The sequence below is a fragment of the Acidovorax sp. GW101-3H11 genome, from assembly GCF_001633105.1.
Classification (GTDB): Bacteria; Pseudomonadota; Gammaproteobacteria; order Burkholderiales; family Burkholderiaceae_C; genus Acidovorax.
In genome coordinates, this window is the sequence record NZ_LUKZ01000001.1 from 53,545 (window position 1) to 69,880 (window position 16,336).

The 16,336-nt window shown below is 67.9% G+C and carries 15 protein-coding genes; 5 read left to right on the forward strand and 10 right to left on the reverse strand.

Annotation, left to right across the window (positions count from 1 at the left end):
- Positions 1 to 55: 55 nt before the first annotated feature.
- Together nadA and nadC are read right to left on the reverse strand one after the other, a co-directional pair.
- Positions 56 to 1,186 carry a quinolinate synthase NadA gene (gene nadA / locus A1D30_RS00235; RefSeq protein ID WP_063458821.1) on the reverse strand — a complete coding sequence of 377 codons (1,131 nt, stop codon included), beginning with the start codon at positions 1,184 to 1,186 and terminating at the stop codon, positions 56 to 58.
- Positions 1,183 to 2,031 (reverse strand): carboxylating nicotinate-nucleotide diphosphorylase, encoded by an 849-nt coding sequence (gene nadC / locus A1D30_RS00240; protein ID WP_199865910.1) that lies wholly within the window; start codon positions 2,029 to 2,031, stop codon positions 1,183 to 1,185. Before nadC ends, nadA begins: the two co-directional genes overlap by 4 nt.
- 166 nt (positions 2,032 to 2,197) lie before the next feature.
- On the opposite strand from nadC, the gene panB reads away from it, so the two are divergent.
- Both panB and panC read left to right on the forward strand, forming a co-directional pair.
- Positions 2,198 to 3,079: a 3-methyl-2-oxobutanoate hydroxymethyltransferase gene (gene panB, locus A1D30_RS00245; RefSeq protein WP_063458823.1), complete on the forward strand. Its 882-nt coding sequence runs from the start codon at positions 2,198 to 2,200 to the stop codon at positions 3,077 to 3,079.
- Positions 3,080 to 3,129: 50 nt separating this feature from the next.
- Positions 3,130 to 3,975: a pantoate--beta-alanine ligase gene (panC, locus tag A1D30_RS00250; RefSeq protein WP_063458824.1), complete on the forward strand. Its 846-nt coding sequence runs from the start codon at positions 3,130 to 3,132 to the stop codon at positions 3,973 to 3,975.
- A 73-nt stretch (positions 3,976 to 4,048) separates the two neighbouring features.
- Here panC and A1D30_RS00255 read toward each other — a convergent pair whose 3' ends face one another.
- Entirely contained in the window at positions 4,049 to 4,771 is a 723-nt protein-coding gene (locus tag A1D30_RS00255; RefSeq protein WP_063458825.1) for an alpha/beta fold hydrolase, read from the reverse strand.
- 150 nt (positions 4,772 to 4,921) lie between these two features.
- Here A1D30_RS00255 and A1D30_RS00260 point away from each other — a divergent pair, with 150 nt between their 5' ends.
- From A1D30_RS00260 to A1D30_RS00270, 3 genes are all read left to right on the forward strand, one after another.
- The gene (locus A1D30_RS00260) at positions 4,922 to 8,419 is read left to right on the forward strand and encodes a transglutaminase family protein (RefSeq protein WP_063458826.1); all 3,498 of its coding nucleotides are present in this window, start codon (positions 4,922 to 4,924) and stop codon (positions 8,417 to 8,419) included.
- Positions 8,420 to 8,711: 292 nt separating this feature from the next.
- Entirely contained in the window at positions 8,712 to 11,357 is a 2,646-nt protein-coding gene (locus A1D30_RS00265) for a circularly permuted type 2 ATP-grasp protein (protein WP_242421744.1), read from the forward strand.
- A 2-nt stretch (positions 11,358 to 11,359) separates the two neighbouring features.
- On the forward strand, positions 11,360 to 12,328 hold the full coding sequence (locus tag A1D30_RS00270) for a transglutaminase family protein (protein ID WP_063458828.1): 969 nt from the start codon (positions 11,360 to 11,362) through the stop codon (positions 12,326 to 12,328).
- Here A1D30_RS00270 and A1D30_RS00275 read toward each other — a convergent pair.
- The 7 genes from A1D30_RS00275 to A1D30_RS00295 all read right to left on the reverse strand — a co-directional run bounded on the left by A1D30_RS00275 (position 12,294) and on the right by A1D30_RS00295 (position 16,170).
- Positions 12,294 to 13,253 carry an alpha-E domain-containing protein gene (locus tag A1D30_RS00275; protein WP_063458829.1) on the reverse strand — a complete coding sequence of 320 codons (960 nt, stop codon included), beginning with the start codon at positions 13,251 to 13,253 and terminating at the stop codon, positions 12,294 to 12,296. The genes A1D30_RS00270 and A1D30_RS00275 overlap by 35 nt on opposite strands.
- Entirely contained in the window at positions 13,247 to 13,402 is a 156-nt protein-coding gene (locus A1D30_RS26275) for an alpha-E domain-containing protein (RefSeq protein WP_082836239.1), read from the reverse strand. Before A1D30_RS26275 ends, A1D30_RS00275 begins: the two co-directional genes overlap by 7 nt.
- Complete coding sequence (locus tag A1D30_RS24490; RefSeq protein WP_109790871.1) at positions 13,396 to 13,551, reverse strand: alpha-E domain-containing protein; 156 nt, start codon at positions 13,549 to 13,551, stop codon at positions 13,396 to 13,398. Before A1D30_RS24490 ends, A1D30_RS26275 begins: the two co-directional genes overlap by 7 nt.
- Before the next feature lie 102 nt (positions 13,552 to 13,653).
- Positions 13,654 to 14,832 (reverse strand): putative zinc-binding peptidase, encoded by a 1,179-nt coding sequence (locus tag A1D30_RS00280; RefSeq protein ID WP_063458830.1) that lies wholly within the window; start codon positions 14,830 to 14,832, stop codon positions 13,654 to 13,656.
- 253 nt (positions 14,833 to 15,085) lie between these two features.
- Positions 15,086 to 15,403, reverse strand: a complete 318-nt coding sequence (locus tag A1D30_RS00285) for a BON domain-containing protein (RefSeq protein WP_063459148.1) — start codon at positions 15,401 to 15,403, stop codon at positions 15,086 to 15,088.
- A 129-nt stretch (positions 15,404 to 15,532) separates the two neighbouring features.
- Positions 15,533 to 15,925 carry a hypothetical protein gene (locus A1D30_RS00290; protein ID WP_063458831.1) on the reverse strand — a complete coding sequence of 131 codons (393 nt, stop codon included), beginning with the start codon at positions 15,923 to 15,925 and terminating at the stop codon, positions 15,533 to 15,535.
- Between the two features lie 80 nt (positions 15,926 to 16,005).
- Positions 16,006 to 16,170 (reverse strand): DUF1328 domain-containing protein, encoded by a 165-nt coding sequence (locus A1D30_RS00295; protein WP_082836264.1) that lies wholly within the window; start codon positions 16,168 to 16,170, stop codon positions 16,006 to 16,008.
- Between the last annotated feature and the right edge of the window lie 166 nt (positions 16,171 to 16,336).

Consider the following 16,336-nt stretch of genomic DNA (forward strand, 5'->3'; position numbering starts at 1 on the left):
TGACCAGTGGGCATAGCTAGCTATCAATAACAGAGCAAACGACTCTACAAAACTCTCAGGCAGCGCCCAGGTGGGGCACCAGCGCCGCCGTGGGCTGCCCGTTCTTGAGCGCGGCCGTGAAGGCCAGCATGCGGTCAATTGGCTGGCGCGCACGCGGGATCAGCGCTGGGTCCACATGCACGGTATTCGCGCCGGTCTCCAGCACGCGGGCCACATCGGCCAGGCCGTTCATCGCCATCCAGGGGCAGTGTGCGCAGCTTTTGCAGGTGGCGCTGTTGCCAGCGGTGGGCGCTTCGTAAAAGGTCTTGCCGGGGTTGAGCGTGCGCAGCTTGTGCATCATGCCGTTGTCGGTGGCCACGATGAACTCGGTGGCATCCATCTCGCGCGCAGCCTTGAGAATGGCGCTGGTGGAGCCCACGGCATCGGCCAGGGCGACCACGTCGGCGGGGCTTTCGGGATGCACCAGAATCTTGGCGCCGGGGTGCTCCTTCTTCAGTGCTTCGAGCTCGAACGCCTTGAACTCGTCGTGCACGATGCAGGCGCCGTTCCAGAACACCATGTCGGCGCCGGTTTCTCGCTGGATGTAGGCGCCCAGGTGGCGGTCGGGCGCCCACAGAATCTTCTGGCCTGCGGCCTTCAGCGCGCTCACGATGTCGAGCGCGCAGCTCGATGTCACCAGCCAGTCCGCGCGCGCCTTTACAGCCGCGCTGGTGTTGGCGTAGACGACCACGGTGCGGTCGGGGTGCTGGTCGCAGAAGGCGCTGAATTCGTCGATGGGGCAGCCCAGGTCCAGCGAGCAGGTGGCGTCCAGGTCGGGCATGAGCACGGTCTTTTCCGGGCTCAGGATCTTGGCCGTTTCGCCCATGAAGCGCACGCCGCTCACCACCAGCGTCTGCGCTGCGTGGTCGCGGCCAAAGCGGGCCATCTCCAGCGAGTCGCTGACCAGGCCGCCGGTTTCCTCGGCCAGGTCCTGCAGGTCGGGGTGCACGTAGTAGTGCGAGACCATGACCGCGTTTTTTTCCTTCAGCAGGCGGCGGATATTGTCTTTCAGCGCCGCACGCTCGGCCTGCGAGGGCTCCGGCGGCACGCGCGCCCAGGCGTGTTTGGTGGAGCAAACGGCACCCGAGGTCGCCTCGTCGGGCTGCTCGTATTCCACATCGATGCGGTTCAGTACAGCGGTGGTCATGCCAGCTCCTGCAGGCGCATGGAAAAGTCCGTGGCCTTCACGTCCTTGGTCAGCGTGCCGATGGAGATGCGGTCCACGCCGGTCTCGGCCAGTTCGCGCAGGCCATCGAGCGTGACGCCGCCCGAGATTTCCAGAATCGCGCGGCCCGCGTTGATGCGCACGGCCTCGCGCAGCATGGGCAGAGGCATGTTGTCCAGCAGCACCATCTTCGCGCCTGCATTCAGCGCCTCGGTCAGCTGCTCCAGGGTTTCGACTTCGATTTCGATGAATTGGGCCTGTGACGCCACCTGCGCGGCAGCGCGCAACACGGCGGTCACGCCGCCAGCGGCGGCAATGTGGTTTTCTTTGATGAGCACCGCGTCGTGCAGGCCAATGCGGTGGTTGGTGCCGCCGCCCACACGCACGGCGTATTTCTGCGCCAGGCGCAGGCCGGGGAGGGTCTTGCGCGTGTCCACAATCTGCGCACGCGTGCCGGCCACAACGTCCACATAGGTGCGCGTTTTGCTGGCCACGGCCGAGAGCAGTTGCAGAAAGTTGAGGGCGGTGCGCTCGGCGCTGAGCAGCGCGCGGGCCTGGCCTTCCAGCTCCAGCACCACCTGGTCGGGGGCGCAGCGCTGGCCTTCGGCCACATGCCAGGTGATCTGCACCGTGGGGTCGAGTGCGCGCAGCGCGGCTTCGGCCCAGGGGGCGCCGCAGATCACGGCGGCTTCCCGCGCCAGGATGCGCGCGCGGGCGCGGCGGGCGGGGTCGATCAGGCCGGCGGTGAGGTCGCCGGTGCCCACGTCTTCGGCCAGGGCGCGGGCCACATCGGCCTGGGCCAGGGCGGCTACATCGGTGTCTCTCATCATGGTGTTCGCGGGGTGTAACGCTGCTGTCATGGGCCGCGAGCATACCGGGAACACAAAGGCCACTGCGCCGACACGGGCCGCTGGCCGGGGGGCCGGAAACCAATAAGTACACCCAGTATTGGTCGCATAGACTCGCGGCAATTTTTTGCCCCCACCGCGATCCATGACCGCCACCAGCCCTGTTTCCGCCACGCCCTACGGCACCCTGCCGCCCGCATCGCCCCTGCCCCAGCGCAAGCCCGTGAGCCTGCCGCGCCTAGCGCAGATGCGCGCGGCGGGCGAGAAGATCACCATGCTCACCGCCTACGACGCCACCTTTGCGGCCGTGGCCGATGCGGCTGGGGTGGAATGCATTCTGGTGGGCGATTCGCTGGGCATGGTGTGCCAGGGCCTGCCCAGCACGGTGGGCGTGCTGCTCGACACCATGGCCTACCACACGGCCAGTGTGGCGCGCGGCCTGCACCGCGTGCAGGGCACGGCCTGGCTGGTGGCCGACCTGCCCTATGGCACCTACGCAGAGAGCCGCGAGCAGGCGCTGCGCAGCGCCTGTGTGCTGATGCAGGCGGGCGCGCACATGGTCAAGCTAGAAGGCGGCGGCTGGACGGCGCCCACGGTGGAGTTTCTGGTGCAGCGCGGCGTGCCGGTGTGTGCCCACCTGGGCCTGACGCCGCAAACGGTGCACGCGCTGGGTGGCTACCGCGTGCAGGGCAAAACCGACGACGCGGCCCGCACGCTCCGCAAGGAGGCGCACGAGCTGCAAGACGCAGGCGCCGCCATGCTGGTGCTGGAGATGGTGCCCGCCGTGCTGGCCGCAGACCTCACGGCCGAGCTGCCGCACTGCCACACCATCGGCATCGGCGCGGGCAACGGCACGGCCGGACAGGTGCTGGTGTTGCACGACATGCTGGGCATGAACCTCGGGAAGATGCCAAAGTTTGTGCACAACTTCATGCAGGACGCGGGCAGCGTGCGCGGCGCCATGGAGGCCTATGTGCAGGCCGTGAAGCGGGGCAGCTTTCCGGACAACGCCCAGCACGCCTGGTAAGCGCCGCTCCGATCCTTCACCGAATTTCTTTCCTCGACCCTTCTCACCCCATGCTGATTGCCCGCTCCGTTGCCGACCTGCGCCAGGCCCTGGCCCCCTACCGCCGCCCCGCCTTTGTGCCCACCATGGGCAACCTGCATGAGGGGCACATTGCCCTGGTGCGCCAGGCCAAACCCCTGGGCGATGTGACCGTGGCCAGCATCTTTGTGAACCGCCTGCAGTTCTTGCCGCACGAGGACTTCGACAGCTACCCCCGCACCTGGGAGGCCGACTGTGCGCAGCTGCAGGCCGCCGGTTGTGATGTGCTGTTTGCACCGCGCGAGGCCGACCTGTACCCCGAGCCCCAGACCTTCAAGGTGCACCCCGACCCGCAGCTGGCCAACATGCTCGAAGGCCATTTCCGCCCCGGCTTTTTTGTGGGCGTGAGCACGGTGGTGATGAAGCTGTTTGCCTGCGTGCTGGGCGCCACGGGCGGCACGGCCGTGTTTGGCAAGAAGGACTACCAGCAGCTCATGGTGATCCGCCACATGGTGCGGCAGTTTGCGCTGCCCATTGAGGTCGTCGCGGGCGAGACCTGCCGCGCGGCCGACGGGCTGGCGCTGAGTTCGCGCAACGGCTACCTGGGCCTGGAAGAACGGCAGGAGGCCGTGGCCCTGTCGCAAGCATTGCAGCGGCTGGCGCAGCAGTGGCTGGGCACCGCCCCCAGCGACCGCAGCCTGCTGGAGGCACTGGCCCTGGACGCCCTGCGCGCACGCGGCTGGGCGCCCGACTACCTCACCGTGCGCCGCCGCGCCGACCTGTTGCCCGCCACGGCCAGCGATGCGGCGGGCACGCTGGTGGCACTGGGCGCCGCGCGGCTGGGCAGCACGCGGCTGATTGACAACCTGGAGTTTTGATTAGCTATTAATTTCATAGCAATCAGCGCATACCCATCGCGCGGTAGCGGCCAAAAAAGCTTCAAACCTAGGATCAAATCCACCCGTTGCGGCCCAGCCACTGCACCAGCAAGCCGGTCACCACCTCGGGCTGCTCCATGGTCAGCATGTGGCCGCTGCCCGGCAGCAGGTGGTGTTCGGCGCCGGGCACCAGCGCCGCGATCTCTGCCGAGCATTCCGGCGGCGTGAGCTTGTCGGCCGCGCCACACACCACCACCACGGGGCAGGCCACCTGCGGCAGATGCACCCGCGCATCGGGCCGCTGGATCACGGCGCGGTTCTGGCGCACCAGGTGGTCAGCGCCCGCATCCAGCACAAAGTCCAGATAGGCATGCACGAGGTCCGCCTTGGCGGCGTTGACGGGGTGAAAGGCCAGGGCCACGTTGGGCTCGATGACCTCGCGCACCCGGCCCTGTTCAAACAGCTCAATCGCGCCCTCGCGCAGGGCGCGCATGTCAGGCGTTTCGGGCCGCGCGGTGGTGCCCAGCAGCGCGAGCCCTGCAACCCGCTGCGGCGCCTGGCGCGCGGCCTCCATGGCGACCATGCCGCCCATCGACGCGCCCGCCAGCACCAGCGGCCCCGCGTGTTGTGCCAGCAGCCGTGCGGCAAAGTCTTCGATGCGGTGCAGGTTCACATCCTGGTGGGCGGTGGCGACCTCGGGGCGCAGCGCGGCGGGCAGCAGCGGCAGCACGCCGCGCCACATGCGTTCATCGGCGGCCAGGCCGGGCAGGAGCAGTAGTTGGGGAGAGATCGACATAGGCAAACAATGGGTTGTCACCAAGTTGGTGCTTGCTGTGAAAAGGCGCCGGGGCACCGCGCCACGGATTGTGAACAAGCCGTGAACCACAGGGCTGCGCGTCGGGAATTGTGCCCACGATGGCTCGGGACTTGCTAGCATGGCCTGCATATGCCCATCCACGCCGCGCTCCACCACGTCACGCATTACCAATACGACCGGCTGGTCGGCCTCGGGCCGCAGACGATCCGATTGCGGCCTGCGCCCCATTGCCGCAGCAATGTGATTTCGTACTCGCTCAAGGTCGAGCCCGCGCAGCACTTCATCAACTGGCAGCAGGACCCGTTTGCCAACTACCAGGCGCGGCTGGTCTTCCCCGAGAAGACGCGCGAGTTCAAGGTCACGGTGGACCTGGTGGTCGAGATGGCGGTCTACAACCCCTTCGACTTCTTCCTGGAGCCCGAGGCCGAAAACATCCCGTTCAACTACAGCAGCGATGTGCAGCAGGAGCTGGCCCCTTACCTGGCCACCGACCCGATGACGCCGCTGGTGCAAAAGTACCTGGACAAGATCGACCGCAGCAAGCAGCGCACCATCGATTTCCTGGTCCAGCTCAACCAGCAGGTGTCGCAGGACATCCGCTACCTGATCCGCCTGGAGCCCGGCGTGCAGACGGCCGAGGAGACGCTGCAAAAAGCCAGCGGCTCGTGCCGCGACTCGGGTTGGCTGCTGGTGCAGCTACTGCGCCACCTGGGGCTGGCGGCGCGGTTTGTGTCGGGCTACCTGATCCAGCTCACCCCCGACGTGAAGGCGCTCGATGGCCCCAGCGGCACCGACCACGACTTCACCGACCTGCACGCCTGGTGCGAGGTGTACCTGCCCGGCGCGGGCTGGATTGGCCTGGATGCCACCAGCGGCCTGATGGCGGGCGAAGGCCACATCCCCTTGGCCTGCACACCCCAACCCTCGGGGGCTGCGCCCATTGAAGGCGGCGTGGACAAAGCCGAGGTGGAGTTCAACCACGAGATGCGCGTGACGCGCATCTACGAATCGCCCCGCGTGACCAAGCCCTACACCGAAGACCAGTGGCAGGCCGTGCTGGCCCTGGGCGAGCAGGTGGACGCCGACCTGGTAGCGGGCGACGTGCGCCTGACCATGGGCGGCGAGCCCACCTTTGTGGCCGTGGGCGACCGCGACGCGCCCGAGTGGAACACCGACGCATTGGGCCCCACCAAACGCGGCTTTGCCACCGAACTCACACACAAGCTGCGCGCCGAATATGGACAGGGCGGCTTTCTGCATTTTGGCCAGGGCAAGTGGTACCCGGGCGAACAGCTGCCGCGCTGGGCGCTATCCATCTGCTGGCGCGCCGACGGCCAGCCCGCGTGGCAGAACCCCGCGCTGTTCGCCGACGAACGCAACCCCTCGCACTACACCAGCGCCGACGCCGAGCGTTTTGTGCGACACCTCACGCGCAAGCTGGGCGTGACGGACCGCTACATCCAGCCCGGTTATGAGGACACCTTCTACTACCTGTGGCGCGAACGGCGCCTGCCCGTCAACGTGGACCCGTTTGACGCGCGCCTGGACGACGAGCTGGAGCGCGCACGCCTGCGCCGCGTGTTCGAGCAAAAGCTCGACAGCGTGGTGGGCTATGTGCTGCCGCTGCAGGCAGGCGAAGGCGCGGGCACGCTGGCGGGCAGCGTGTGGAGTACCGGGCCGTGGTTCTTCCGCGATGACCGCATGCTGCTCATCCCCGGCGATTCGCCCATGGGCTACCGCCTGCCGCTGGACGCCCTGCCCTGGGTGAAGGCATCGGACACCGAGCACCTGATCCCGCAAGACCCGACCGCGCCGCAGGGCCCGCTGCCCGCTGCAACCACGCTGCGCGCGCGGTATTCCGTTCCATCCGGCCCAGTCACCGGCGACCGTGACCTGCCCTACCTGGCGGGTGCCACCGCGCCGGGCGAGGCACGGCGCGTAACGCAGGGCACCGCGGGTGGTGACCACGCGCGCCTGGCTGGGCAACCCGACCCGCATGCAACTGCGCTGCCCCCAGGCAAGTTCCAGTCGGCCGCAGGCCTGTCGCGCACCGCCCTGTGCGTGGAGGTGCGCGACCCGCGCCGCGCCAGCGGCCCCAAGGCCGAGAAGGTGGGCGAGAAATACGGCGTGCTGTATGTCTTCATGCCCCCTCTGTCGCGCCTGGACGACTATTTGGACCTGCTGGCCGCCATCGAGGCCACGGCCGAAGAGCTGGGCCTGAAGATCGTGCTGGAAGGCTACCCGCCCCCGCGCGACGCACGCCTGAAGGTGCTGGCGGTCACGCCCGACCCCGGTGTGATCGAGGTGAACATCCACCCCGCCAGCCACTGGAAAGAGCTGGTGCAGCACACCGAGTTTCTGTACCAGGCCGCGTGGGAGACGCGCCTGTCGGCCGAGAAGTTCATGACCGATGGCCGCCACACCGGCACCGGCGGCGGCAACCACTTTGTGATGGGCGGCGCCACCCCGGCCGACTCGCCGTTTTTGCGCAAGCCCGAGCTGCTGGCCAGCCTGCTGCTGTACTGGCACAACCACCCGAGCCTGAGCTACTTGTTCAGCGGCCTGTTCATCGGCCCCACCAGCCAGTCGCCGCGCGTGGACGAGGCGCGCAACGACCAGCTGTATGAGCTGGAGATCGCGCTGCGCGAGATCGAAACCAACCGCAACACCTACGGGCAGGACATGCCGCCCTGGGTGGTAGACCGCACGCTGCGCAACATCCTGGTGGATGTGACGGGCAACACGCACCGCAGCGAATTCAGCATCGACAAGATGTTCTCGCCCGACAGCAGCACCGGCCGCCTGGGCCTGCTGGAGCTGCGCGCATTCGAGATGCCGCCCCATGCCCACATGAGCGTGGTGCAGCAGCTGCTGCTGCGCGCCCTGATCGCCCGCTTCTGGAAGGCGCCCTACCGCGCCCCCGCCGCCCGCTGGGGCACCGAGCTGCACGACCGTTGGATGCTGCCCACCTTCATCCAGCAGGACATGCACGACGTGGTGGCCGAGATGAACGCCGCAGGCTACGCGTTCGACCCCGCCTGGTTTGCGCCACAGTTCGAGTTCCGCTTCCCCATGGTCGGCACGGTGAAATCGATGGGCGTGGAGCTGACCCTGCGCAACGCACTGGAGCCCTGGCATGTGATGGGCGAGGAAGGCTCCGCCGGTGGCACGGTGCGCTACGTGGATTCGTCGCTGGAGCGCATCGAGGTGCGCGTGACGGGCATGAACGAAAGCCGCCATGTGGTCACCGTCAACGGCCAGCCGCTGCCGCTGCAAAGCACGGGCACGACCGGTGAATTTGTGGCGGGCGTGCGCTACAAGGCCTGGAACCCACCCTCGGCCCTGCACCCGACCATTGGCGCCCACGCGCCGCTCACGTTCGACATCGTGGACACCTGGATGAACCGCTCGCTGGGCGGCTGCCAGTACCACGTGGCGCACCCGGGTGGGCGCAACTACGACACCTTCCCGGTCAACGCGTATGAGGCCGAAAGCCGCCGCCTGGCGCGCTTCTCGCGCATGGGGCACACGCCGGGGCGGCTGGCGGTGCCGCCCGCAACCATCGAACTGCCGGGCAGCCGGGAGTTTCCGTTCACGCTGGATCTGCGTCGCAAGATGCGGCCGTAGCCCCCGGCTTGCCCATCGCCACTAACAGACACCAAACCGTTCACGCTGAGCCTGTCGAAGCGCCGCGCAAGGCGCAGGCAGGCTCAGCCCGAACGGGCTTGAATGAAGGAGCATCCATGCGTGGAGACCACCTATGGCACCCGCAGGGGCAGCATACCGTTGCGGTGGGTGGCTCTTGTTCCGCATCTCTGGCCTGGGCCGCGCCGGTTTCGACGGGGGTGGGTAACCCGCAGAGTGCCGGAGACCAAATGCCCGAAAATCGAGTGCAGTGACAAACCCCAACGACCGCCTCTTGCCCACCGACCTCCCCGAAAGCGCCGCCCAGCTGGCTGCTGCGCTGGCGCCCACCGCTGCGGCCGGGCATTTTGACGAGCTGCGGGGCGTTGCGGCCCCCGCGCGCACGGCCCCCACCGACCGCATGGCGGGCGCCGCCTCCGCTCCTGTTTCAATAGCTAACAACCAAGACCTGTCGCGCCCATGGGCCGATTTTTTTGAACAACTGGGGCCCGAAGGCTTCCCCGACCTGGACCGGCGCATGGCGAGCCTGCAGCGCCAGGTGCGCGACAACGGCGTCACCTACAACGTCTATGCCGATGCCGACGGCCCGCAGCGGCCCTGGTCGGTGGACCTGTTCCCGCTGATCCTGTCGCAGGGCGACTGGGCGCACATCGAGCGCGGCGTGTTGCAGCGCGCGCGCCTGCTTGACCGCGTGATGGCCGATGTGTATGGCCCACAGGAGCTGCTGCGCACGGGGCTGCTGCCCAGCGCGCTGGTGCAGGGCCACCCCGGCTACCTGCGCCCCATGCACGGCGTGCAGCCGGTGGGCGGCACGCACCTGCCGATTGCCGCGTTCGACATGGCGCGCGACGCGCAAGGCGGCTGGTGGGTGGTCACGCAGCGCACGCAGGCGCCATCGGGGCTAGGGTATTTGCTGGAGAACCGGCTGCTCATCTCGCGCCTGTTCCCCGAGGCCTTCAGCCAGATGCATGTGCAGCGCCTGGCCGCCACCTACCGCGCGCTGCTCGACGGGCTGCGGCAGATGAGCCCGGCGGGGCAGGATGCGCGCATCGTGCTGCTCACGCCCGGCCCGTACAACGAGACCTACTTCGAGCACGCCTACCTGGCGCGCTACCTGGGCCTCACGCTGGTGGAGGGCAACGACCTCACCGTGCGCGATGCGCGCCTGTACCTCAAGACGCTGCACGGCCTGCAGCCAGTGCACGGCATCCTCAAGCGCCTGGACGACGAGTTCCTGGACCCGCTGGAGCTGCGCAGCGACTCGCGCCTGGGCGTGCCCGGCCTGCTGCAGGCCATCCGCGCGGGCAACGTGCTGGTGGCCAATGCACCGGGCTCGGCCTTCCTGGAGTCTTCGGCCATGCTGGGCTTCATGCCCGCGCTGTCGCGCCACCTGCTGGGCGAGGAGCTGGCCCTGCCCTCGCTGCCCACCTGGTGGTGCGGCGAGCAGGCGGCCCAGCAGGCCGTGCTGCCCCAGCTGCCGCACAGCGTGATCCGGCCCACCTGGCCCAGCCTGCAGCGCCCGCCCGTGCTGGGCGGCAGCTTGTCGCCGCAAGACCTGGCCCGGTGGACGGAACGCATCCAGGGCCAGGGCGACGAGTACACCGTGCAGGCCTATCTGCCGCTGTCGCAGATGCCCACCTGGCGCACGGAAGCTGGCAATGACAGCAATGGCGACAGCGGTAGCCATATCGCCCCGCGTTCAGTGATGCTGCGCGTGTTTGCTGTGTGCGACGGCCCCGGCTCGTGGCGCGTGCTGCCTGGCGGGCTGGCGCGCATCGCCACGGACGAGCGCGAGATCGCCTCGATGCAGCGCGGCGGCAGCAGCGCCGATGTGTGGGTGCAGACCGATGGCCCGGTGGACACCACCACGCTGCTCGCGCACAACCAGAGCGCCCCCGCCGTGGTGCACCGCAGCCGCCAGGTGACCAGCCGTGCGGCCGAAAACCTGTTCTGGCTGGGCCGCTACACCGAGCGCACCGAAAACGTCACGCGCCTGGCGCGCATTGCGCTGCAGTGCCTCAATGGCGAAGACCAGTCGTCCCAGCCGCTGCTGGCCTGGCTCAGCGCCCTGGCCGTGGGCCAGGGCCTGGTGCTGCCGTCGGTGCCGCCCGCCACGCAGGCCCGGCGGGTGTTCGAGCGCTCGCTCATCGCCGGGCTCACCCAGCCCGCGCTGGTGACCAGCGTGGGCTACAACCTGCGCGGCATCCTGGGCGCAGCATCGGCCGTGCGCGACCGCCTGTCGCAGGAGCACTGGCACCTGAGCGTGAGCACCGAAGCCGAGTTTTTTGCGCAGCGGGCGAATGGAGCTGGCGGCACCGACGACGGCGACTATTCACCGCTGGAGGCCCTGCGCCAGCTCGAAACCCTGAGCGGCCGCACCGCCGCCATGACGGGCCAGCAGACCGACCGCATGACACGCGACGACGGCTGGCGGCTGCTGTCCATCGGCCGCCACCTGGAGCGCCTGGGTTTTCTGGCGGCTGCGCTGGAGGGCGGACTGCAGACCGGCGCAGTGTTCGATGAAAGTGGCTTCGAGGCGATGACGGGGCTGTTTGACAGCACCATCACCTTCCACGCGCAGTACCAGCAGCGGCGCGACATGCCCGCGCTGCTGGACTTGCTGGTGATCGACCGGGACAACCCCCGGTCGCTGGCCTGGGTGGCGCAAACGCTGCGCGGGCGCATCGCCAAGATCGAGGCGGCCGCAGGCACGCCGGGCGAGTCGGCCGCCACAGGCATTCCCGAAGCGTCCGAGCTGTCACTGGCGGCCTTGTGCGCCCAGGACGCCGAGGGCCGGTACGCTGCGCTGGAACAGTACCTGGGGGCTTGTGTGCGGGGCGTGATGGGCCTGTCGGATCTGCTGGCCACGCGCTATTTCACCCATTCGGTGGATGCACTCCGTCACAGCGTAGGAGCCTGACCATGAAATTGCGCGTCATCCACGAAACGGTGTACCAGTACACGCCCGCAGTGCAGAACGCCCAGCACATGGCCCATTTGCGGCCACGCACCGGTGTGGTGCAGCGCGTGCTCACCCACGCGCTGCAGATCGACCCCGCCCCGGCCCAGTGCGAAGCCACGCAGGACGTGTTTGGCAACACCCGCGCGTTTTTCAGCCTGCCTTTCACCCACGAGCGGCTGCTTGTGCGTGCCGAGACCTTGCTGGAGACCACCCCGCCGCCCCCCGCCCCACCCGGCGAGCCCTGGGAGGCGGTGCGCGAGCGGCTGGCCTACCGGCGGGGCATGCCTTACCACCCGGCCACCGAATTCAGCTTTGCCTCGCCCTACATCCCCCGGCACGCCGACTTTGTGGCCTATGCCCAGGCGAGTTTTGCGCCGGGGCGCCCGCTGATGGAGGCAGCACGCGATCTGATGGCGCGCATCCACGCCGACTTTGCCTACACCGCCAATGCCACCGACGCGGGCACGCCCGCGCTGGAGTCGCTGCGGCTGCGCCGGGGCGTGTGCCAGGACTTTGCCCACGTGATGGTCGGCTGCCTGCGCAGCCTGGGCCTGGCAGCCCGGTATGTGAGCGGCTACCTGCTGACCGCACCCCCGCCGGGCCAGCCCCGGCTGGTGGGCGCCGACGCCTCGCACGCCTGGGTGTCGGTGTGGTCGCCAGCGGCCGGGCAGGACGGGAACACGCCAGACAGCGCGGCGTGGTGGGACCTGGACCCGACCAACGACCGCGCCGCAGGCGAGGACTATGTGACGCTGGCCATCGGGCGCGACTACGCCGATGTGTCGCCGCTGCGCGGCGTGATCCATGGCGGCGACCACCATGTGCTGCAGGTGGGGGTGACGGTGGAGCCCGTGGCCGCCACGGCCCCGGTGGCGCAGTCGCTAGCCCCCGCCCTCACGCCGCCGACGGCACCAGAAAATCCCGGCTGATCCGCGCGCCTAGGTCGTTCACCCGCTCCAGGAACTGCGTGAGGTAGGCATGCAGGCCGTTGGTGAAGATTTCGTCGATGCGCGCAAACTTGAGGTGCGCCAGCAACCGCCCCGCATGCCGCTGTGTCTCGCCCGACTGGCTGCTGCCCAGCATGTCGAGATTGCCCAGCACCTCCTTCATGCAGGCATGCAATGAGCGGGGCATGTCGGCCCGCAGGATCAGCAGCTCGGCCACGCGCTCGGGTGTGATCACGTCGCGGTAGACCTTGCGGTAGGTCTCGAAGCCCGAGACGCTCAGCAGGACGGCGCTCCAGTGGTAGAAGTCATGGTCCTGGTCTTGCGCGCTGGCCGCGCCCATGAAGTCGCTCTGCACCGCGTGGAACTTCACATCCAGCAGGCGCGCCGTGTTGTCGGCCCGCTCCAGAAACGTGCCCAGGCGCATGAAGTGCAGGGCTTCGTCCTGCAGCATCGTGCCCACCGTGACCCCCCGCGACAGGTGCGAGCGGAACTTCACCCATTCAAAAAAATGCGCCGGGTCGCTCTCCAGCGCGCCACTGGCGATCAGCCGGTTCACCTCCAGCCAGGTCTGGTTCTGGATCTCCCAGGCCTCGGTGTTGAGCGCTCCGCGCACGGCCCGCGCGTTCTCGCGCGCAGCCTGCAGGCAGGCCACGATGGACGAGGGATTGGCCGGGTCCTTGACCATGAAGTCGAGCACCTTGGCGGGTGTCACCTCGCCATGCTGGGCGGTGTAGGCAGGCAAAAGTTCGCTGATGGACAGCAGGCCCTGCCAGCCCTGCAGGGCCACCTCGGCGGACTGGGGCAGCAGCGCGCTCTGGTGGTTCACATCCAGCATGCGGGCGGTGTTCTCTGCCCTCTCGGTGTAGCGCGCCATCCAGAACAGGTGGTCGGCAGTGCGACTCAACATACAGCCTCCTTGTTCAACGGGGGCAGAGAACCCCGGGCGTGCTGGGCACGCTGGCGGTGTTGTATCGAAAGCCCTGCTGCGCAGGACTTTTCTGCCCTCTCGGTGTAGCGCGCCATCCAGAACAGGTGGTCGGCAGTGCGACTCAACATACAGCCTCCTTGTTCAACGGGGGCAGAGAACCCCGGGCGTGCTGCGCACGCTCGCGGTGTTGTGTCGAAAGCCCTGCTACGCAGGTCTTTTCTGCCCTCTCGGTGTAGCGCGCCATTCGGAACAGGCGGTCGGCAGTGCGGCTCAACATGGGGATGTCCTTCCTGGGGTCTGTGTCTCTGCTCGCACCAAGCAAATTCCAGGCCCCAACCACCCATACTGAGCAAAAACAGGCGCTACCGCCTGTCCCTATTCACTTTTTTGCTATCTTTTTAATAACAGATGAAGCCACAGGTGCAGGTGCCTGCAGCGGGGTGGCTGCCGCTGCTGCGGGAGCCGCCGGGCGCTGGCCTGCGGCGCGCACCACGTCGTGCACAAAACGGAGCTTGGCGAGTGCCTGCTCGGCCAGGGCAAAAGGGTAGGCATCCAGTTGCCCGAGGCTGCGCGTGAGGCTGTTGAGCAGCAGCGTGAGGGGCACGAGGTGGCGCAGCATGGTGTCGAAGTCGGGCGCCGGGGTGCCAAAGGGATCGACGGCGCGGCTGTGCTGCGCGCCGTAGATGCCGGGCACGGTGACCTCGGTGGCGTAGCTGGCCGATGTCTCCAGCAGGTCGATCATGTGCAGGTAATGGGCCCAGGTCTCGGCCCAGTCCTCCCAGGGGTGGGCGGCGGCATAGGCGCTGACGTGGTTCTTGGCCCAGTCGCCGCCGTCGTAGCCTTGGGCGTAGTGGGCCTCCAGCGCTGCGGCATAGTCCTGGCGCTCATCGCCAAACCGCTGGCGAAAGTTGTCCAGCCACCCGCCGTCCCGCACCAACTGGTCCCAGTAGAAGTGGCCGGACTCGTGGCGCAGGTGCCCGATGAGCGTGCGGTAGGGTTCGCCCAGCGCGATACGGCGGCGCGCACGCTCGTCATCGTCTGCCTCGGCCACGTTGAGCGTGATGGTGCCGTTGTGGTGGCCCGTGAGCACCGGCGGCCCACCTGGCACCTCGGCCAGCAGGTCGAACACGGGGCCACTGCGCCCGGGCGCGGGGCCTGCACGCCCCGGTGCGGGCGCGAGGCCCAGGCGCGCCAGGCTGTAGTACAGCCGCCGCTTGGCGCTCTCGATCTGCATCCAGCGGCCCATGTGGGCGGGTTCTGCCACATCGGGCATCAACCGGGTCTGGCGGCAGGAGGGGCACAGCGCCTGCGCATCGCCAGTGGGCACGGCAAAGTTGCAGGCCTGGTGCGCGGTGTGGTTCTGGCACATGCGGTAGAGCGCGCCGCCCCCGCCTGGCCCCACCCGCTGCCACAGCCCGGGGCCTTGCTGCGGCGCAGGCGCCAGGGCTGCCATGACCAGGGCATCGGACAAGAACGCCAGCGCATTGCCGCAGTGCAGGCACTGCACGCTGTCGAAAAACACCAGATGACCACAGTGGTCGCAATTAAATACCCGCATGGATTGAGCTTAACCTCAGACGCCATGTGACAGTGGGCTCAACAGAGGGTCTTCCATGCCAATGGAACTCCAGGCCATGCCGCAATGGCAAAGCCGGGCCCGCTGATTCGTCTTGTCCTTTGCAATGGGCACGGCCAATGCCAGTGCCCCCGCGCAAGGGCCGCCCCGCCGCGCTGGGGGCGTCCCCCTCCCAGATTGCGAAGCAATATGAGAGAGGGGTGAAGGCGCGCTGCGCCTCAGGGGGTGTCCTCGCTTACGGCCGCACAACAATGCTGTTGCGCACTTCGCGCACATGCTTGGTGTTGCGGGCGATGTTTTCGGCCTGGTTCTTCTCGGCCTGCGACTTGGCAAAGCCCGACAGCTGCACCGTGCCGTTGAGTGTCTCCACACTGATGGAGCTGGCCGATACGCTCTTGTCTTCGACCATCTTGGCCTTGACGGCGGTGGTGATGCCCGCGTCATCCACATAGGAGCCCACGGTCTGCTGTTCGCGGGCCACCGAGCAGCCCGTGGCCGTGACGATGGTGATGCCGGCAACAGCGGCGAAAGCGAGGGCACGTGCGTATTTCATGGTGTTTTCCTTGTTCAAGAAGGGTTGGGAACGCGGGTGCAGGAACATGTGCAGTCTACCGGTCTGTGGCACCCTCCGTCACCGGTGGACTGTGGAGAAAAGCCGGGCCTTCGCCCGATGGCGCCGTGCTCAGTAGGCGCGGCGGCGGCGGGACAACCACAGCGCCAGGGTGGCCACGGCGGCGCCCGATGCTGCGGCAATCACCAGTGACTTGCCGGGCTGTTCTGCCACATAGCGCCCGGTGGCATCGGCGGCGTGCTGGATCTGGCGGCGCGCACGGGCGCTGGTGTCGGCGCAATAGTCAATGCTGCGGGCCGCCAAGTCCTGGGCACGGGCGGCCAGGTCGTCGATGGCGGGGTCGGCCCGACGGCGCAGGGCGCGCACTGTGTCTTCGGCCTGGTCTAGCGATTGGTCTGCTGCGGCTTGGGTGGCCAGCACGGCTTCTTGCGCGCTTTGCAAAACGTCATCGGCCAGGTTGCGGGCGTTGTCGGTCAGGTTGTAGGTTGCGTTAGAAAGGCTCATCAAAAGCTCCTTGGAATCATGTGTTGGGGGTGATGGGGGTGATGGCCGCCGCTGCGGCCGGCAGGGATGGATGCAGGGACCTACCCCTTCTTGAGCAGCCCCAGGACAAAGGTCACCACGGCCATGATCACAAACACGAAGAACAGGATCTTGGCGATGCCCACGGCACCGGCGGCAATGCCGCCAAAGCCAAAGAGCGCGGCAACCAGGGCGATCACCAGAAAGACGACTGCGTAGTGCAACATTTTTTCCATCTCCTTGTGGGTGGCCGGAACACCGGCGTTGGGATGGCGCGAGAACCTCAGCGCCTGCACTCCACTGTAGGCAACAGGCCGTACCGCAGCTGCCGGTGCCCGGCGCACACCACTGTCGGCGCCGCTGCGGCGGCGATGTAGGACGGAACGCCACAGC

Coding starts and splice junctions, on each gene's coding strand:
- A1D30_RS00290 (WP_063458831.1), bottom strand. CDS start 15,925: ATGAGCCTTTCTAACGCAACCTACAACCTGACCGACAACGCCCGCAAC.
- A1D30_RS00295 (WP_082836264.1), bottom strand. CDS start 16,170: ATGTTGCACTACGCAGTCGTCTTTCTGGTGATCGCCCTGGTTGCCGCG.
- A1D30_RS00275 (WP_063458829.1), bottom strand. CDS start 13,253: ATGTTGAGTCGCACTGCCGACCACCTGTTCTGGATGGCGCGCTACACC.
- A1D30_RS26275 (WP_082836239.1), bottom strand. CDS start 13,402: ATGTTGAGTCGCACTGCCGACCACCTGTTCTGGATGGCGCGCTACACC.
- A1D30_RS00260 (WP_063458826.1), top strand. CDS start 4,922: ATGCCCATCCACGCCGCGCTCCACCACGTCACGCATTACCAATACGAC.
- panB (WP_063458823.1), top strand. CDS start 2,198: ATGACCGCCACCAGCCCTGTTTCCGCCACGCCCTACGGCACCCTGCCG.
- nadA (WP_063458821.1), bottom strand. CDS start 1,186: ATGACCACCGCTGTACTGAACCGCATCGATGTGGAATACGAGCAGCCC.
- A1D30_RS24490 (WP_109790871.1), bottom strand. CDS start 13,551: ATGTTGAGCCGCACTGCCGACCGCCTGTTCCGAATGGCGCGCTACACC.
- A1D30_RS00270 (WP_063458828.1), top strand. CDS start 11,360: ATGAAATTGCGCGTCATCCACGAAACGGTGTACCAGTACACGCCCGCA.
- nadC (WP_199865910.1), bottom strand. CDS start 2,031: ATGAGAGACACCGATGTAGCCGCCCTGGCCCAGGCCGATGTGGCCCGC.
- A1D30_RS00285 (WP_063459148.1), bottom strand. CDS start 15,403: ATGAAATACGCACGTGCCCTCGCTTTCGCCGCTGTTGCCGGCATCACC.
- A1D30_RS00255 (WP_063458825.1), bottom strand. CDS start 4,771: ATGTCGATCTCTCCCCAACTACTGCTCCTGCCCGGCCTGGCCGCCGAT.
- panC (WP_063458824.1), top strand. CDS start 3,130: ATGCTGATTGCCCGCTCCGTTGCCGACCTGCGCCAGGCCCTGGCCCCC.
- A1D30_RS00280 (WP_063458830.1), bottom strand. CDS start 14,832: ATGCGGGTATTTAATTGCGACCACTGTGGTCATCTGGTGTTTTTCGAC.